Source organism: Kitasatospora sp. NPDC029367, assembly GCF_055569135.1.
Genome location: NZ_JBVHYH010000013.1, coordinates 61,415 through 81,036, shown reverse-complemented (window position 1 = coordinate 81,036; position 19,622 = coordinate 61,415). Strand labels below are relative to the sequence as shown.

1 protein-coding gene is annotated in these 19,622 nt (G+C 77.2%); it reads right to left on the bottom strand.

Annotated features, from left to right (window positions below; all coding sequences use genetic code 11):
* Positions 1-105 precede the first annotated feature (105 nt).
* On the bottom strand, positions 106-19,560 hold the full coding sequence (locus ACZ4W5_RS10040; RefSeq protein ID WP_465653814.1) for a type I polyketide synthase: 19,455 nt from the start codon (positions 19,558-19,560) through the stop codon (positions 106-108).
* Positions 19,561-19,622: the final 62 nt, after the last annotated feature.

Here is a 19,622-nt window from a genome sequence, read left to right as displayed (position 1 = left end):
CCGGGGAGGCACGGGTGGATGGGGGCGGCGCGGTGGGGGGTTGGTACGGGGTGGAGGGGTGGGGGTGGGGAAGGGCCCGGGGGTGCCGGGCCCTTCGCCTTGGGGTTACAGGCCGAGTTGGCGGTCGATCAGGTCGAAGAGGTCGTCGCCGTCGGCCTCCTCCAGCTGGTCGGCGAAGCCGGTGTCCGGCTCTGCGGCGCGCGCGGCGCGGACTTGGTCCAGGGCTGTCTGGAGGCGGGCGGCCAGCTGGTCCAGCTCGGCCGGGTCGGCTGCCCCGGCTGCCAGTCCGGCCAGTACTGCCTCGAACTGGGCGAGGTCGGCCGGGCCGGGGTGGTCCTCCGCCGGGGTCACCAGGGTGGTGAGGTGGCGGGCCAGGGCCGCGGCGGTGGGGTGGTCGAACAGCAGGGTGCTGGGCAGCCGCAGCCCGAGCAGGGTGCCCAGGCGGCCGCGCAGTTCCACCGCCGTCAGCGAGTCCAGGCCCAGGTCCAGCAGCCCCCGGTCCACCGGTACGGCGCCCGGGTCGGCGTGGCCGAGGACCTCGCCGACCGAACGGCGCACCAGGTCCAGGACGGCCCGGCCGCGTTCCTGCGGGTCGAGCCCGGCGAGCGCGTCCCGCTGCTCCGGCGGGGCGGGGGCCGCCGGGGCGGCGCCCGCCGGGCGGGAGCCGAGCAGCTCGCGCAGGGCGGCCGCCGGTCCGGTGCCGGGCCCGCCTGCCCCGGGCGCCGCCAGTCGGGCGGCGACCGCCACCGGACGGCCGGCCGCCAGCGCCTCGTCCAGCAGTGCGAGGGCGCTTCCGGCGGGCAGCGGGGTGATCCCGGTCCGGGCGATCCGGGCCCGGTCGGCCGCGCTCAGGCCCTCCCCCATGCCCTCGCCCTCCCACAGTCCCCACGGGAGGGACAGCGCGGGCAGGCCGAGTGCGTGGCGGTGCCCGGCGAGGGCGTCCAGGAAGGAGTTGGCGGCCGCGTACGAGCCCTGCCCCGCCGTCCCGAGCACCCCGGCGACCGAGGAGAAGAGGACGAAGGCGTGCAGCGGCAGTTCCGCGGTCGCCTCGTGCAGCGCCCAGGCGCCGTCGACCTTCGGCCGCAGCACGGCGGCGATCCGCTCCGCCGTCAGGCCCTCGACCAGCCCGTCGTCCAGGACGCCGGCGGCGTGCACCACCCCGGTGACCGGGAGGCCGTCCGGCGCCTGGGCCAGCGCGGCCCGTACGGCCTGCGGATCGGCCACGTCGCCCGCGACCGGCACCGTCACGGCCCCCAGGGCCGCCAGCTCCTCCGCCAGCCCGGGCGCCACCCGCCCGCTCCGGCTCATCAGCACCAGCCCGCGCACCCCGTGCGCCTCCACCAGGTGCCGCACCAGCACCGCCGCCAGCGCCCCGGACGCGCCGGTCACCAGGACGCTCCCGGGGCCGAACGCCCCGGTCGCACCGCCCCCTGCGGCAACGGCCGCCGTCAGGCGCGGGGCGAGCACCCGCCCGGACCGCACCAGGAGGTGCGGTTCGTCGTCCGGCCAGGCCACGGCGGGGAGCTCCGCAAGCCGGTCCGCCGGGAGGTCGGTGTCCAACAGCAGGACGCGGCCCGGGTGTTCGGCCGCGGCGGAGCGGACCAGCCCGCCGGCCGCCGCCGCGGCGAGCGCCGCCGGGCCGCCCTCGGCCGTGGCGGGCAGGACGACGACGAGGCGGGAGGCCTCGTACCGGCGCCCGGTCAGCCAGGTCCGCAGGGCGGTCAGGGCCCAGCCGGTCGCGTGGGCCACCTGCTCGGGGACGGGACGGTCCGCCGGGAGGGGCGGCAGCGGCAGTAGGACGACCGGCGGCACCGGAGCGGTCAGCCCGGCCAGGCTCGCCACCGGGGCGGCCGGGCGCGGGGCGGCCGGGAGGGCCAGCGGGCGGGTGCCGGGGAGGAGCAGCGGGTCGGCGGGGCGGGCCGCGCTGAACCGCCCGGCCGGCACCTCGGCGAGTTCGAGGGCGGCCGCGTGCAGCAGCGGGGCGCCGTCGGCGTCGTAGAGGGTCACGGCGGCGCGGTGCTCGCCGTCCGGCGCGATCCGGGCCCGCAGCGGTCCGGCGGGGACCACCCCGTACGTACGGACCTCGCGCCAGGCGGCGGGCAGCCGCAGGGTGGTGCGGCCGTCGGACGGCAGTCCGGCGTGGGCCCAGGGGTGGAGGGCGGCGTCCAGGGCGGCGGGCGGCACGGCGAAGCGCCGGTCGCCGTCCCGGGCCCCTTCGGTGGGGCCCGCCAGTTCGGCCCAGAGGGTGCCGTCGGGCTGCTGCCAGGCGGCGGTGACGGTGCGGAAGGCGCCGCCGTACCCGAGGCCGTGGGCGTCGAGGGCGGTGTACAGCTCCTCGGCGCCGACCGGGCGGGCGCCGGACGGCGGCCAGGTGTCCGGCAGGGGCGAGGTGCCCGGCAGGGGCGAGGTGCCCGGCAGGGGCCGGTCGCTCGGGGACGGGGCCGCCGCCGTCGGGGCGGGCGCCGTCGGGGCGGGCGCCGTCGGGGCGGGCGCCGTCGGGGCGGGCGCGAGCACGCCGGTGGCGTACCTGGTCCAGGGCTCCTCGGTGGCGCCGTCGGGCCGGGCGTGGATCCGTACGGCCCGTTCGCCGGCGGCGTCCGCCCGGTCCAGCGCGACCTGGAGCCGCAGCGCTCCGTCGGCCGGGATCAGCAGCGGGGCCTCCAGGTCGAGGGCGGCGACCACGGGCAGCCCGGCGGTGCGGCCCGCGTGCAGGGCGAGGTCGAGCAGGGCGGTCGCGGGCAGCACGGCCGTGCCGGCCACGGTGTGCCCGGCGAGCCAGGGGTGCTCGCGCCGGTCCAGGCGGCCGGTGAGGACCGTCCCGGCGCCGTCGGCGAGGTCGACGGCGGCGCCGAGGAAGGGGTGGCCGGCGGTGCTGAGCCCGGCGGCCCGCACGTCGCCCACGGTGGCCGGGGCGTCGAGCCAGTGCCGGGTGCGCTGGAAGGGGTAGGTCGGCAGCCCGGGGTACGGGGCCCCGGCCGCGCCCAGCACGGCGGGCCAGTCGACGCTGCCGCCCGCCGTGTGCACGGTGGCGACGGCCCGCAGCAGGGTGGCCGCCTCGCCGCGTTCGCGCCGCAGCACCGCCGCCGTGACGGCGGGCGGGTCCTGCGGGCCCTGGGCAACCTGGGCGACCTGCGGGTCCTGCGGCCCTTCGGCCAGCACGTCCTCGACCAGGGTGGTCAGCAGGGTGTCCGGCCCGATCTCCAGGTAGCGCACGGTGCCGAGCTCGCGCAGGGCCCGGACGCCGTCGGCGAAGCGGACGGTCCCGCGCACGTGGCGGGCCCAGTAGTCGGGCGAGGCGGTGTCCTCCGGACCGGCCGGGCGGCCGGTCAGGTCGGAGACGAACGGGATGGTCGGACGGCCGAAGGCGAGACCGCCGAGGGCGGCGCGGAAGTCGTCCAGCATCGGGTCCATCAGCGGGGAGTGGAAGGCGTGGCTGACGGTCAGCCGACGGGCCTTGGCGCCCGTGGCGGCGAGCCGGGCGGCGACCGCGAGCACGGCGTCCTCCTCGCCGGAGACGACGGTGGCCCGCGGACCGTTGACGGCGGCCACCGAGGCCCGGTCGGTGTGCCCCTCCAGGGCGGCGAGGACCTCCGGCTCGGACGCCCGGAAGGAGAGCATGACGCCCTCGGCGGGCAGCGCGTCCATCAGCCGGCTGCGTGCCGCGACCAGGGCGACGGCGTCCGCCAGGGTGAGCACCCCGGCGGTGTGGGCCGCGGCGACGGCGCCGATCGAGTGCCCGAGCACGGCGTCCGGCCGCACCCCCCAGTGGGCGAGCAGCCGCACCAGGGCGAACTCCACGGCGAACAGGACTGGTTGGGTGTAGGCGGTGCGGTCCAGCAGGCCGGTGTCCTCGAACAGGACCTCGCGCAGCGGCCGTTCCAGGTACGGGGCGAAGGCCGCGCACACCTCGTCGAGGGCGGCCGCGAACTCCGGGTAAGTCTCGGACAGTTCCCTGGCCATGCCGACGCGCTGGCTGCCCTGGCCGGTGAAGACGAAGGCCGTCCGGCCGCTCCGGGCGGCGCCGCGCAGCAGCTGCGGGGAGTCCGTTCCGGCGGCCAGCGCCCGCAGCCCGTCGAGCAGTTCGGCGCGCGAGCCGCCGAGCACCGCCGCGCGCTGCTCGAAGGCCGTCCGGGTGGTGGCCAGGGCGGCTCCCGCACCGGCCAGTCGCTCCTCGGGCAGGTCGGCGGCGAAGGCGAGCAGCCGCTGCGCCTGCTCCCGGAGCGCGGCTTCGGTGCGCGCCGAGACCGGCCAGACCACCGGCGCGGCCGGAGCCGGCGCGGCGGGCTCGGTCACGGCGGGCGCCGGGGCTGCGGGCTCGGTAGAAGCAGGCGCCGGCTCGGCGACGTCCGGCGCCTGCTCCAGGATCACGTGCGCATTGGTGCCGCTGATCCCGAAGGAGGACACGCCCGCCCGGCGCGGCCGGTCCAGCTCCGGCCACTCCCGCGCCTCGGCGAGCAGCTCCACCGCGCCGGCCGTCCAGTCCACGTGCGGCGAGGGCTCGTCCAGGTGCAGGGTCGCCGGCAGCCGGCCACGCCGGAGGGCCTCGACCATCTTGATCACGCCCGCCACCCCCGCCGCCGCCTGGCTGTGGCCGATGTTCGACTTGATCGAGCCCAGCCACAGCGGGCGCCCGGCCGGACGCCCCTGCCCGTACGTCGCCAGCAGGGCCTGGGCCTCGATCGGGTCGCCGAGGCGGGTGCCCGTCCCGTGCGCCTCGACCGCGTCCACGCCGTCCGCCGTCAGCCGGGCGGCGGCCAGCGCGGCCCGGATCACCCGCTGCTGGGCAGGGCCGTTCGGCGCCGTCAGGCCGTTCGAGGCACCGTCCTGGTTGACGGCGGTGCCGCGCACCAGGGCCAGCACCGGATGCCCGTTGCGCCGGGCGTCGGAGAGCCGCTCCAGGACCAGCACGCCCGCGCCCTCGGCCCAGCCGGTGCCGTCGGCACCGGCCGCGAAGGGCTTGCAGCGCCCGTCCGGGGCCAGCCCGCGCTGCCGGCTGAACTCCACGAAGGTGGCGGGGGTGGCCATCACGGTGACGCCACCGGCCAGGGCGAGGGTGGCCTCGCCGCTGCGCAGCGCCTGTGCGGCCAGGTGCAGCGCGACCAGCGAGGAGGAGCAGGCGGTGTCCACGGTGACGGCCGGGCCCTCCAGTCCGAGCGCGTAGGAGACCCGCCCGGAGGCGACGCTGCCGGCGCTGCCGCTGACCAGGTAGCCCTCGTAGCCCTCCGGCGCCTCGGGTGCCTGGCTGAGCCGGGAGCCGTAGTCGTCGTACATCACGCCGACGAAGACGCCGGTCCGGCTGCCGCGCAGCGTCCCCGGGTCGATGCCCGCCCGCTCGACGGCCTCCCAGGCCGTCTCCAGCAGGATCCGCTGCTGCGGGTCGGTGGCCAGCGCCTCGCGCGGGCTCATGCCGAAGAAGGCGGGGTCGAAGTCGGCGGCGTCGTAGAGGAATCCGCCCTCGCGGGCGGCGGACGTGCCGGGCCGCTCCGGGTCCGGGTGGAAGAGCCGGTCCAGGCGCCAGCCCCGGTCCTCGGGGAACGGGCCGACCGCGTCGACCCGGTCGGCGACCAGCTGCCACAGCTCCTCGGCGGAGCGCACCCCGCCGGGGTAGCGGCAGCCGATGCCGACGATGGCGATCGGGTCGTCGGCGACCCCGACCGGCGGCTCCGCCGACCGGTGCGCCCGCTGGTCCGTGCGCTGGTCTGCCCGCTGGTCCACCCGCTGGTCCGTGCGCTGGTCCTCCGGTCGGGCCTCGCTCACACCGGGGACCGACGGCAGCAGCGCCTCGCCCAGGTGGGCGGCCAGCGCCGCCGGGCTCGGGTGGTCGAAGACCAGGGTGCTGGGGAGCGCCAGGCCGGTGGTCGCGTTCAGCCGGTTGCGCAGGTCGACGGCGGCCAGCGAGTCGAAGCCCTGCTCGGTGAAGGAGCGGTCCTGCTCGACGGCCTGCGGCCCGCCGTGCCCGAGCACGGCGGCGGTAGCCGTGCGGACCAACTCGACCAGCAGCAGGGCGCGTTCGGACTCGGACAGGGCCGCGAGCCGGTCCGCGAGCGGAGTCGCGCCGGGCCCCGCCGCCGCTGGGGCCTGCGCCGCACGGCGCGGGGCCGGGCGGGCCAGGCCGCGCAGCGGCGCGGGCAGGGCGGTGCCGCTCGCCGTGGCCGTGGCGAGGTCCAGCCGGACCGGCGCGAGCAGCGGGAGCGGCGAGCCGAGCGAGTCGTCCAGCAGGGCGAGCGCCTCGGCCGGGGGCAGCGGGGCGATGCCGGTACGGGCCAGCCGCGCCAGGTCGGCGGCGGACAGCCGGCTCCCCATGCCCTCGCCGTCCCACAGCCCCCAGGCCAAGGAGAGCCCGGGCAGGCCGAGTTGACGCCGGTGGGCGGCGAGCCCGTCCAGGAAGGAGTTGGCGGCCGCGTACGGGCCCTGGCCTGCGGTGCCGAGCAGTCCGGCGACCGAGGAGAAGAGCACGAAGGCGTGCAGCGGCAGTTCCACGGTCGCCTCGTGCAGCGCCCAGGCGCCGTCGGCCTTGGGCCGCAGCACGGCGGCGACCCGCTCGGCGGTGAGCCCCTCGGTCACACCGTCGTCCACCACGCCGGCCGCGTGCAGCACGGCGGTCACCGGCAGCCCGGCGGGCGCCCGGTCCAGCGCGGCCCGTACGGCCCGGGGGTCGGCGACGTCGGCGGCCACGGTCGCCACGGCGGCCCCGGCCGCCGTCAACTCCTCGACCAGGCCCGGCTCCACGCTGCCACGGCGGCTGAGCAGGAGCAGGCCCCGGACGCCGTGGGCGTGCACCAGATGGCGGGCCACCGACGCGCCGAGTGCCCCGGAGGCCCCGGTGAGCAGGACGGTTCCGGCGCCGAGGTCCGGCCGCCGGTCGGAGTCCTCGGCCTTGTCGGCCCTGGCCAGCCTGGGGCGGAGGAGCCGTCCTTGACGGATCGTCAGTTCCGCTTCCTCGTCGAAGCGGAGGAGGTCCGACGTCACCCGCTCGCCCTCTCCGGCGTCCAACAGGACCACCCGGCCCGGGTGTTCGGCGGCCGCCGAGCGGAACAGGCCCCGCACGGAGGCGGCGGCGAGGTCGCGCACCGGGTCGTCCGCGCCGGTCGTGACGGCGCCCCGGGTGAGCAGGACCAGCCGGGAGCCGGCGGTGCGCGGCTCGGCCAGCCACTCCTGGAGCACCGGCAGCAGGAGCCGGACGGCGGCGTGGGCGGCCTCCGCCGGATCCCCGGCATCGGCCGGGGTGGCGTACGGGAGCAGGACGGTCGACGGCACCGGCTCCGGGAGCTCGGCGAGCGCGGCCACCGGGGTGGCGTACGGGAGCAGGTCGAGGTCCGGCTGCTGCCCGGCCGGGACGAGGACGGCGACCGCAGCGGCGGCCGGGTCCGTCGGCGGCGCGGGCGGTACGGACGGTGACGCGGGCACAGGCGGTACGGACGGTGAGGCGGGCACGGGCTCCCAGGAGAGCGCGTACAGCGAGCGGTCGGCGACGGTCCGCAGGCTGCGGGCCAGCACCTCCCGGGTGACCGGGCGCAGGTCGAGCCGGGCGACCTCGGCCAGCGGCCCGCCCTGGGCGTCGGCCAGGACCAGCCGGTAGCCGCCCTCGGTCGGCCGGAGCGCGACCCGGGCCGCCGTGGCGCCCGTGGCGTGCACGGAGACGCCGTGCCAGGCGAAGGGCAGCAGCAGTGCGGACTCCGCGTCCGCGGCGCGGCCGTACCGGGCGAGCAGGTGGAGGGCGGCGTCCAGCAGCGCCGGGTGCAGCCCGTACGCGCCGGCCTCGGCCGCCGGGCCCTCGGGCAGCTCGACCTCCGCGTAGAGCGTGCCGTCCGCGGCCCGCCAGGCGGAGCGCAGGCCCTGGAAGGCGGGGCCGTAGCGGTAGCCGTCGGCTGCGAGTTCCGGGTACAGCGCGTCGGTGTCCAGCGGCGCGGCGCCGGCCGGGGGCCAAACCTGCACTGCGGCGAAGTCGGCGGAGCCCGCAGCATCGACGGCTTCCGGGGCCGCCTGGGCTTCCGGGGCGAGGGTTCCGGTGGCGTGCCGGGTCCAGGGGGCGTCCCCGTCCCCGGCCGGCCGGGTGTGCACGGCGAGGGCGCGCAGGCCGTTCGGGTCGGAGGGGTCGGACGGGTCGGATAGACCGACCGCGAGCTGGAGTTGCAGGGCGCCCTCGGCGGGCAGCGGCAGCGGGGACTCCAGGGTCAGCTCGACCAGGTGCGGGGCGCCGACGCGCTGACCCGCCCGGAGTGCGAGCTCGACCAGGGCGGCTCCGGGCAGCAGCGGGGTGCCCAGGATCTCGTGGTCGGCGAGCCAGGGCAGCGCGGCCGGGGACAACCGGCCGGTGAGCACCAGGCCGCCGCTGTCGGGGAGTTGCAGTTCCGCGCCGAGCAGCGGGTGGTCGGCCTGGTCGAGGCCCACCTCACGCGGGTCCGCCGGGATGGCGTCGGCGTCGAGCCAGTAGCGCCGGTGCTCGAACGGATAGCCGGGCAGTTCCGGCGCGTCGGCGATGCGGCCGGTCACTCCGGTCAGGGCCGGCCAGTCGACGGCCGTCCCGGTGACGGCCAGCCGGGCCAGGGCGGTCGCCACGGCCTGCGCTTCGGGGCGGCCCCGGCGCAGGGTGGCCGCTGCGGCCACGGGCGCGTCCGCGCCGAGCGCCGCCTCGACCAGCGGGGTGAGGACGGCGTCGGGGCCGAGTTCCAGATAGCGGGTGACACCCTGCTCGTGCAGGGTGCGCACGACATCGTGGAAGCGCACCGCCGAACGGATGTGCCGCGCCCAGTACGCCGGTTCGGCGAGCTCCTCCGCCGTGGCGACGCGGCCGGTCAGGTCGGAGACCACCGGCAGCAACGGCTCGGCGAACTCCACCCCGCCCGCCACCCGCGTGAACTCCGTTAGCACACCATCCATGTGCGGCGAATGGAAGGCATGACTGACCGTCAACTGCTTCACTCTGCGCCCGCGTTCACGCCAATGACCGGCCAGCGCCAGCACCGCGTCCTCGTCCCCGGAGAGCACCACCGAACGCGGCCCGTTCACCGCCGCCAGCGACACCGACCCCTCCAGGCCCGCCAGTTCGGCCAGCACCTCCTCCTCGGCGGCCTCCACCGCCACCATCGCGCCACCCGAGGGCGCCGACCCCATCAACCGACCCCGGGCCGCCACCAGCACCGCCGCATCCCGCAGCGAGAACGCACCCGCCACGAACGCCGCCACCACCCCACCGATCGAATGCCCGGCCACCACATCCGCCGTCACACCCGCCGACACCACCAACCGGTACAGCGCCACCTCCACCGCGAACAGCGCCGGCTGGGTGAACTCCGTACGGTCCAGCAGCTCCCCGCCCTCGAACACCACCTCCCGCAACGACCGCCCCAACAACGGATCGAACGCCGCGCACACCTCGTCGAACGCCGCCGCGAACACCGGGAACGCCCCGTACAACCCACGCCCCATGCCCAACCACTGACTACCCTGCCCCGTAAACACGAACGCCGTACGACCACCGGGTACGACCCGGCCGTGCAGCACGGCCGCGCTCTCCTCGCCCGACGCGAACTGCCGTAGTGCATCGAGGAGTTCCGCACGGTCCGAGCCGAGCAGGACGGCCCGGCGCTCCAGCGCACCGCGCGTCCGGGCGAGCGCGAGGCCGAGGCGAGCCGGGTGCAGCTCCGGTCGATCCTGGGCGAAGGCCAGCAGGCGTACGGCCTGGGCGCGCAGCGCCGTGTCGGTGCGCGCGGACAGCGGCCAGGCCACCACCTCCGACGGCAGCGCGACCTCCTCCGACGGCAGAGCAACCTCCGGCGCCTGCTCCAGGATCACGTGCGCGTTCGTCCCACTGATCCCGAACGAGGACACCCCCGCCCGACGCGGACGACCCACCTCCGGCCACTCCCGAGCCTCAGCCAGCAACTCCACCCCACCCGAGGCCCAGTCCACCAACGGCGAAGGCTCCCCCGCGTACAACGACCCCGGCAACACCCCCTCCGCCAACGCACGCACCATCTTGATCACACCACCCACACCCGCAGCCGCCTGCGCATGCCCGATGTTCGACTTCAACGACCCCAACCACAAAGGCCGTTCAGCAGAACGGTCCTTCCCGTACGTGGCCAGCAGCGCCTGCGCCTCGATCGGATCCCCGAGCCGGGTCCCCGTCCCGTGCGCCTCCACCACATCAACGTCCGCCGTGCCCAACCCGGCCGCCGACAACGCCGCCCGGATCACCCGCTCCTGCGAAGGCCCGTTCGGCGCCGTCAAACCGTTCGACGCACCGTCCTGATTCACCGCCGAACCCCGCACCACCGCCAACACCCGATGCCCGCGACGGAGCGCGTCCGACAACCGCTCCACCACCAGCACCCCCACCCCCTCACTCCACCCCGTCCCATCCGCACCCGCCGCGAACGACCGGCACCGACCGTCCACCGACAACCCCCGCTGCCGACTGAACTCCACGAAGGTGTCCGGCCGGGCCATCACGGTGACGCCGCCGGCCAGCGCGAGGTCCGCCTCGCCGCTGCGCAGGGCCTGTGCGGCCAGGTGGAGCGCGACCAGGGAGGAGGAGCAGGCCGTGTCCACCGTCACCGCCGGGCCCTCCAGCCCGAAGGTGTAGGCGATCCGGCCCGAGATCACGCTGGAGGTGTTGCCGGTCAGCAGGTACCCCTCGTAGCCCTCGGGGGCGCGCTGGAGCCGGGAGCCGTAGTCGTTGTACATCACCCCGGCGAAGACTCCGGTCCGGCTGCCGCGCAGTTCGGCCGGGTCGATCCCGGCCGACTCCAGCGCCTCCCATGACGACTCCAGCAGCAGCCGCTGCTGCGGATCCATCGCCGCCGCCTCACGCGGCGAGATCCCGAAGAACTCCGCGTCGAAGTCGGCGGCGTGGTGCAGGAAGCCGCCCTCGCGGGCGTAGGAGGTGCCGTGGTGGTCGGGGTCGGGGTGGTAGAGCGCGTCGAGGTCCCAGCCCCGGTCCGAGGGGAACGGCGAGATCGCGTCCCGCCCCTCCACCACCAACCGCCACAACTCCTCCGGCGACCCCACCCCACCCGGATACCGGCACGCCATCCCCACGATCGCCACCGGCTCGTCCGCCGCCACCGCCCGCACCACCGACGCCTCCCGGCCCACCGCCCGGGTGCCGTCCAGCTCGGCGAGCAGGCGCCGGGCCAGCGCGGCCGGCGAGGGCTGGTCGAAGACGACGGTGGCGGGCAGTCGCAGGCCGGTCGCGGTGTTCAGGCGGTTGCGCAGTTCCACGGCGGTCAGCGAGTCCAGGCCGAGGTCCTTGAAGGCGCGGTCCGGGTCGACGGTGTCCGCGCCGTCGTGCCCGAGCACGGCGGCCACCGCACCGCGCACCAACTCCTCGGCCGCCCGGGCGCGTTCGGCCTCGGGCAGGGCAGCGGTGCGCTCGGCCCAGCCGGTGCCGCCCGCCGGTCCGCCGGCGCGCGCGGCGGCACTGCGGCGCAGCGGCGTGCGGACCAGGCCGCGCAGCGGGGCCGGCAGCGGCCCCTCGGCGGCGCGGGCCCGCAGGGCGGCCCGGTCGATCCTGGCCGGCACCAGCAGCGGGTCGGATCCGGCAAGCGGGTCGGATCCGGCGAGCGAAGTGGATCCGGCGAGCGGGACGGATCCGGCGAGCGCCGCGTCGAACAGCTCCAGTCCGGCCGTGGTCTCCAGCGGCGGCAGACCACTGCGACTCCAGCGGCGGAGGGCCTCGGCGTCCAGGGCGCCGGCCATGCCGTCCTGGTCGGCCCAGAGCGACCAGGCCAGCGAGAGGGCGGGCAGGCCAAGCGCCCGGCGGTGCTGGGCGAGCGCGTCCAGGAAGCTGTTGGCCGCCGCGTAACCGCCCTGGCCGGCGGTGCCGGTGATGCCGGAGACGGAGGAGAACAGGACGAAGGCGGCCAGGTCGAGATCGGCGGTGAGCTCGTGCAGGTGCCAGGCGGCGTCCGCCTTGGGCCGCAGCACCCGGGCGATCCGGTCGGCGTCGAGCCCGGTGAGGGTGGCGTCGTCCACGATTCCGGCGAGGTGGAGGACCGCGCACAGCGGACGGTCGGCCGGCAGCTCGGCGAGGAGGGCGGCCAGCGCGGCCCGGTCTCCGGTGTCGGCGGCGGCGAGGACCACCTCCGCGCCCCGGGCGGTCAGTTCGGCGGCGGCCTCGGCCGCTCCGGGGGCTGCCGGGCCACGGCGGCTGACCAGCAGCAGCCGTCGGACGCCGTGCCGCTCCACCAGGTGGCGGGCGAGCAGGACGCCCAGGCCGCCGGTGCCGCCGGTGATCAGGACGGTGCCACCGGTCAGGTCCGGCGCGGCGCCGTCGGCCGGTCGGGCCGGGACGGCTGGCGGCACGGGCTTGAGCACGGGCTGGAGCACCGGCTGGAGCACCGCGCCCGCGCGCAGGGCGAGTTGGGGCAGGCCGGTGGCCAGGGCCGCCGGTAGCGCGGCGGCCGAGGCCGGGTCGTCGTCCAGATCGACGAGCCGGAAACGGTCGGGCTGCTCGCTCTGGGCGCTGCGCAGCAGCCCCCAGACGGCGGCCGCGGCCGGGTCGGGCGCGGGGCCGTCGGCCGTGGCGGCGACCGCGTGCCGGGTGAGAACGGCGAGGACGGTGTCCGCCAGCCGTTCGTCGGCCAGCCAGTCCTGGGCGAGCCGCAGCGCCTCGCGGGTGAGCTCGCGCGCCGCGGCGGGCCGGTCGGCGCCGGTGTCCGGCAGGACGGCGAGGACGGTCCCGGGCGCGGGCTGCCCCGCGTCGAGCGCGGCGCGCAGCGCGGCCGGGTCCGGGAGGGCGGGCAGCGCGGACAGGCCCTGCGGTGCGGGCCCGAGCAGCAGGGTCCGCCCGGGGGCGGGCCGGGCGTCGACCGGCACCGGGCGCCAGTCGAGGCGGTGCAGGGCCCCGCGCTCGGCGGCCCGGTCGGCGGCGTCGGCGGGTGTCGCGGTACGCAGGGCGAGCGAGCCGACGGACAGTACGGGCCGGCCCTCGACGTCGTAGGCCTCGAGGGCGGCTCCTGCGGCGCCCGGTGTCCAGCGGACCCGCAGCAGGGCCGCTCCCTGGGCGTGCAGCCGGACGGCGCCGAAGGAGAACGGCAGCGGCAGGCCGCCCCCGGCCTCCCGGTCGGCGGTCTCGGCGTCCCGATCGGCGGTCTCCGCGTCCACCAGCGGGTGCAGCGCGGCGTCCAGCAGAGCCGGATGGACGCCGAACGCCTCGGCGGAGAGCGCCTGTTCGTCGCCCAGCGCGAGTTCGGCGAACAGCTCAGGGCCGAGCCGCCAGGCCGCGCGCACGCCCTGGAAGGCGGGGCCGTACGCGTAGCCCCGGGCGAGCAGCCGGGCGTACAGGGCGTCCGGGTCCAGCGGTTCGGCGCCAGCCGGGGGCCAGGCGGCGAGCTGCGGCGCGGGCGCCGGAACCGCCCCCGACAGGCCCTCGATGAGCAGGCCCTCGGCGTGCCTGGTCCAGTCCTCGGTGTCCTCCTGGCCGGGGCGCTGGGGGCGGGCGTGGACGGCCAGGGTCCGGCGCCCGCTCCCGTCCGACGGGCCGACCGCGAGCTGGAGTTGGACGGCACCGCCGACGGGCAGCGGCAGCGGTGCGTGCAGGGTCAGTTCCTCGACGCCGTCGGCACCGATGCGGGCGGCGGCGGTCAGCGCCAGTTCCAGGAAGGCGGTGCCGGGCAGCAGCGGGGTGCCGAGGATCTCGTGGTCGGCGAGCCAGGCCTGCCCGGCCGACGAGATCCGGCCGGTGAGCAGCAGTCCGCCGTCCTCGGCGGTTCCGACGGCGGCGGCCAGCAGGGGGTGGCCGGCCTCGGCCAGCCCGAGGGCGGCGGCATCGGTGACCGGGCGGGGCGCCGACCAGTAGTGGGTGTGCTGGAAGGGGTAGGTGGGCAGGTCCAGTCGGACCGCCGAGCCGGGCAGCAGCGGCCGCAGCACCTCGGCCGGAGCCCCGGCGGCGTGCAGCCGGGCGAGCGCGTCCGCCAGGGCGCGGACCTCCGGGCGGCCGCGACGGGCGAGCGGGAGGACGACGGGGTCGGCGTCGGCGCCGAGCGCTGCCTCGACCAGCGGGGTGAGGACGGCGTCGGGGCCGAGTTCCAGGTAGCGGGTGACGCCCTGCTCGTGCAGGGTGCGCACGACATCGTGGAAGCGCACCGCCGAACGGATGTGCCGCGCCCAGTACGCCGGTTCGGCGAGCTCCTCCGCCGTGGCGACGCGGCCGGTCAGGTCGGAGACCACCGGCAGCAACGGCTCGGCGAACTCCACCCCGCCCGCCACCCGCGTGAACTCCTCCAGCACACCGTCCATGTGCGGCGAATGGAAGGCATGACTGACCGTCAACTGCCTTACTCTGCGCCCACGCTCGCGCCAACGCCCGGCCAACTCCAGCACCACGTCCTCGTCCCCGGAGAGCACCACCGAGCGCGGCCCGTTCACCGCCGCCAGCGACACCGAGCCCTCCAGGACCGCCAGTTCGGCCAGCACCTCCTCCTCGGCGGCCTCCACCGCCACCATCGCCCCACCCGAACGCGCCGACCCCATCAACCGACCCCGGGCCGCCACCAACACCGCCGCATCCCGCAGCGAGAACGCACCCGCCACGAACGCCGCCACCACCCCACCGATCGAATGCCCGGCCACCACATCCGCCGTCACACCCGCCGACACCACCAACCGGTACAGCGCCACCTCCACCGCGAACAACGCCGGCTGGGTGAACTCCGTACGGTCCAACAGCTCCCCGCCCTCGAAAACCACCTCCCGCAACGACCGCTCCAACAACGGATCGAACGCCGCGCACACCTCGTCGAACGCCGCCGCGAACACCGGGAACGCCCCGTACAACCCACGCCCCATGCCCAACCACTGACTGCCCTGCCCCGTGAACACGAACGCCGTACGACCACCGTCACGGGCGGAGCCGGTGACCGGGCCCGTGGAACCGGAGGCAGCCGTGCCAGACGCCAACGCCCGCAGGCCGTCCAGCAGTTCGGCACGCTCCGAGCCCAGCACCACCGCCCGCCGCTCGAAGGCGGACCGGGTGGAGACCAGGGCCCGGCCCAACGTGCCCGGGTCCACCTCAGGGTGCTGCTCGGTGTAGGCCAGCAGGCGTACGGCCTGGGCGCGCAGCGCCGTCTCGGTACGCGCGGACAGCGGCCAGGCCACCAGCTCCGACGGCAGCGCGACCTCCTCCAACGGCTGCGCGGCCTCGGGCGCCTGCTCCAGGATCACGTGCGCGTTCGTCCCGCTGATCCCGAACGAGGACACCCCCGCCCGACGCGGACGACCCACCTCCGGCCACTCCCGCGCCTCGGCCAGCAACTCCACCCCACCCGAGGCCCAGTCCACCAACGGCGACGGCTCCCCCGCGTACAACGACCCCGGCAACACCCCCTCCGCCAAAGCACGCACCATCTTGATCACACCACCCACACCCGCAGCCGCCTGCGCATGCCCGATGTTCGACTTCAACGACCCCAACCACAACGGCCGTTCAGCCGAACGCCCCCGACCGTACGTGGCGAGCAGCGCCTGCGCCTCGATCGGGTCCCCCAGCCTGGTCCCCGTCCCGTGCGCCTCCACCACATCAACGTCACCCGCACCCAACCCGGCCGCCGACAACGCCGCCCGGATCACCCGCTCCTGCGAAGGCCCGTTAGGCGCCGTCAAACCGTTCGACGCACCATCCTGATTCACCGCCGAACCCCGCACCACCGCCAACACCCGATGCCCACGGCGAAGCGCGTCCGACAGACGCTCCACCACCAGCACCCCCACCCCCTCACTCCACCCCGTCCCATCCGCACCCGCCGCGAACGACCGGCACCGACCGTCCACCGACAACCCCCGCTGCCGACTGAACTCCACGAACATGCCGGGGCTCGACATCACCGTCACCCCACCGGCCAGGGCCAGGTCGCAGTCCCCGGTGCGCAGCGCGGCGGCGGCCTGGTGCAGCGCGACCAGGGAGGAGGAGCAGGCGGTGTCCACCGTCACCGCCGGGCCCTCCAGCCCGAAGGTGTACGCGACCCGGCCGGAGATCACGCTGGTCGTGCTGCCGGTGAGCACGAAGCCGTCCGCGCCGTCGGAGCCCTCGGAGAGCCGCGGCCCGTACTCCATCGCGGTCGCGCCGACGTAAACGCCGGTCCGGCTGCCGCGCAGTCCGGCCGGGTCGATCCCGGCCGACTCCAGCGCCTCCCAGGACGACTCCAGGACCAGCCGCTGCTGCGGATCCATCGCCGCCGCCTCACGCGGCGAGATCCCGAAGAACTCCGCGTCGAACCCGCCCGCGCCGGTGAGGAATCCGCCGTGCCGGGCGTAGCTGGTGCCCGGGCGGTCGGGGTCCGGGTCGTACAGTGCGTCGAGGTCCCAGCCCCGGTCCGAGGGGAACGGCGAGATCGCGTCCCGACCCTCCACCACCAACCGCCACAACTCCTCCGGCGACCCCACCCCACCCGGATACCGGCACGCCATCCCCACGATCGCCACCGGCTCGTCCACCACCACCGCCCGCACCACCGCCGCCTCCCGCTCGTCACCGCGCAGGTGCCGGGCCAGGGCCTCCGGGGTCGGGTGGTCGTAGACGGCGGACGCGGACAGGCCGAGCCCGGTGGCGGCGGCCAGGCGGTCGGCCAGTTCGGCGGCGCCCAGCGAGTCCAGGCCGAGGTCCTTGAAGGTCCGTCGGCCGTCCAGGGTGTGCGGGGTCGGGTGTCCCAGCACCACGGCGGCCTGGGCCCGGACGAGGTCCAGCAGCTCGCCGTCCGGCCGCCGCACCGGCGCCGCCGGAACGGGCTCGGGCTCGGCTGCACCAACGGGCCCGGCGGCACCAACCGGCCCGGCCGCGCCAACGCGCTCGGCGCCGCCAACGGGCTCGGCAGCCGGGGCCGGTCCGCCCGGGAGGGCGTCCGCGCCCGCCAGCCAGTACCGCTCCCGCTGGAACGCGTACGTCGGCAGCCCAACCGCCCGGGCCGCCGCCGGAGCACCCGCGCCCGCGCCCGGCCCGAAGTACCGGGCCCAGTCGACCTCGCCGCCCCGGGCGTGCAGCAGCCCGACCGCGCCGAGCAGGCTCGCTGGCTCCGGCCGCCCCCGCCGCAGCAGCGCGGCCCCCGCGACCTCGGCGCCCAGCCCGTCGGCCGCCGCCGTGTCCCGGGCGAGCGCGGTGAGCACCGCGTCCGGACCGAGTTCGAGGTGGGTGCGCACGCCGAGGCCGTGCAGGGCGCGCACCCCGTCGGCGAAGCGGACGGCCTCGCGGGCGTGCCGCACCCAGTGCTCGGGGTCGGCCAGGGTGTCCGCCGCGACCGGCCGCCCGGTGAGGGTGGAGACCAGGGGCAGCCGGGGCGGCGCGTACGTCAGCCGGGCGGCGACCGCGCGGAAGCGCTCCAGCGCCGGGTCCATCAGCGGGGAGTGGAAGGCGTGGCTGACCCGCAGCCGGCGGGTGCGCCGCCCGAGCGCGGCGAGTTCGGCGGCCACCGCCAGGACGGCCGGTTCGGCTCCGGACAGCACGACGGCGCGCGGGCCGTTGACGGCGGCGATGCCCACCTCGCCCTCCCGGCCGGCCAGTCGGCCCAGCACCTCCTCCTCGGCGGCCTCCACCGCCACCATCGCCCCACCCGAGGGCAGTTCGGCCATCAGCCGGCCCCGGGCGGTGATCAGGACGGCGGCGTCGGCCAGGGTGAGCACCCCGGCGGCGTGGGCGGCGGCGATCTCGCCGATGGAGTGCCCGGCCACGGCGTCCGGGGTCACGCCCCAGGAGCGCAGCAGGGCGTGCAGGGCGCTGCCGAGGGCGAACAGGGCCGGCTGGGTGTACTCGGTGCGGTCCAGCAACTCGCCCTCGGGGCTTCCCGGTTCGGCGAACAGCAGGCTGCCGAGCGGCCGGTCGAGGTGCGGGTCGAGGGCGGCCAGGGCCTCGTCCAGGGCGGCCGCGAACGCCGGGAAGCGCTCGTACAGTCCGCGTCCGGCGCCGGGGCGCTGGCTGCCCTGGCCGGGGAACAGGAAGGCGGTGCCGCCGACGGTGCCGGCCGTGCCGGTGACCGCCCCGGGCGCCTCCTGGCCGGCGGCCAGCGCGTCCAGTGCGGCGAGCAGCCCGGCCCGGTCCTCGGCCACCAGGACGGCGCGGTCCTCGAAGGTGGTCCGGGCGACGGCGAGCGGGCCCGCGAGTTCGGCCGGCCCGAGGTCGGGGTGCGCGGCCAGGTGCGCGCGCAGGGCGGCGGCCTGTCCGCGCAGCGCCGGGCGGCCGCGGCCGGAGAGCAGCACCGGCGCGGGGAGGTCGGCCGGGACGGGGGCGGGCGCGGGCGCCGGCGGGGCGCCGGTCAGCACGACGTGGACGTCCGTACCGCCCATGCCGAAGGAGCTGACCCCGGCCAGCCGGGCCGCCGTCCCGCCGCCGGGCCAGGGGGTGCGCTCGGTGGCGACCCGCAGCCGCAGCTCCGTCAGGTCGACGGCCGGGTTGGGGGTGCGGTGGTGCAGGGTCGGCGGCAGCTCGCCGTGGTGCAGCGCGAGCACCGTCTTCACCAGGCCGACCAGGCCGGCCGCCCCTTCCAGGTGGCCGACGTTGCTCTTGGCCGAACCGACCAGCAGCGGGGCGTCCGCGGCCCGGCCGGCCCCCAGCACCCGGCCGAGGGCGGTGGCCTCCACCGGGTCGCCGACGGCCGTACCGGTGCCGTGCAGCTCGACGTACTGGACGGCCGCCGGGTCCACCCCGGCCCGGCGGTAGGCGGCCGCCAGGACAGCGGCTTGGCCGTCGGCGCCGGGCACGGTCAGGCCGTCGGTGGCCCCGTCGTTGCCGATGGCGCTGCCCAGCAGCACGCCGTACACCGGGTCGCCGTCCGCCAGTGCCGCGGCCAGCGGCCTGAGCAGCACCGCGACGCCGCCCTCGCCGCGCGCGTAGCCGTCGGCGGCCGCGTCGAGCGGACGGCTGCGCCCGTGCGGGGAGAGGCCGCCGAAGCGGGCCGCGCCGAGTGTGCTGTCCGGCGCGGCGATCAGGTTCACCCCGAGGGCCAGGGCGAGGTCGGACTCGCCGCGGCGCAGGCTCTCGACGGCCAGGTGGACGGCGGCCAGGGAGGAGGACTGCGCGGTGTCCACGGTCAGGCTCGGACCGCGCAGGCCCAGCTGGTAGGAGAGCCGGTTGGCGATCATGCCCCGGTTGAGGCCGGTCAGCACGTGCCGGTCCACCGCGTCCGGGCCCTGCCGATGCACCAGTGCCGCGTAGTCGTCCAGGAAGGCGCCGACGAACACCCCGGTACGGCTGTCGCGCAGTTGGGCGGGCAGCCGGCCGGCGTCCTCCAGCACCTCCCAGCCGAGTTCCAGCACCAGCCGCTGCTGCGGGTCCATCGTGGTGGCCTCGCGCGGCGAGATCCCGAAGAAGGCGGCGTCGAAGGTGTCGATCCGCTCCAGGAAGGCACCCGCGCGCGGCACACCGGGGGTGTCCGCCGGCCAGCGGTCGACGGGGGGCTCGCCGACGGCGTCCCGGCCCTCGCGCAGCAGCTCCCAGAACGCCGCCGGGTCGGGCGCACCGGGGAGCCGGCAGGCCAGGCCGACCACGGCGACGGCGCCGGGCGGCACCTCGACGGCGGGGGCGGCGGTGCGGGCGGCAACGGCGGCAGGGGTCTCGGGCTTGGCGGTCATCGCGGGGTGTGTGCTCCTCGTCGAGGCGGTGCGGGGCATCAGGTGTCAGGGCGTAAGGGCGT

Bases quoted from the DNA above. Each gene is read 5' to 3' on its own strand.
- ACZ4W5_RS10040 (WP_465653814.1), bottom strand. From the start codon at position 19,560: ATGACCGCCAAGCCCGAGACCCCTGCCGCCGTTGCCGCCCGCACCGCC.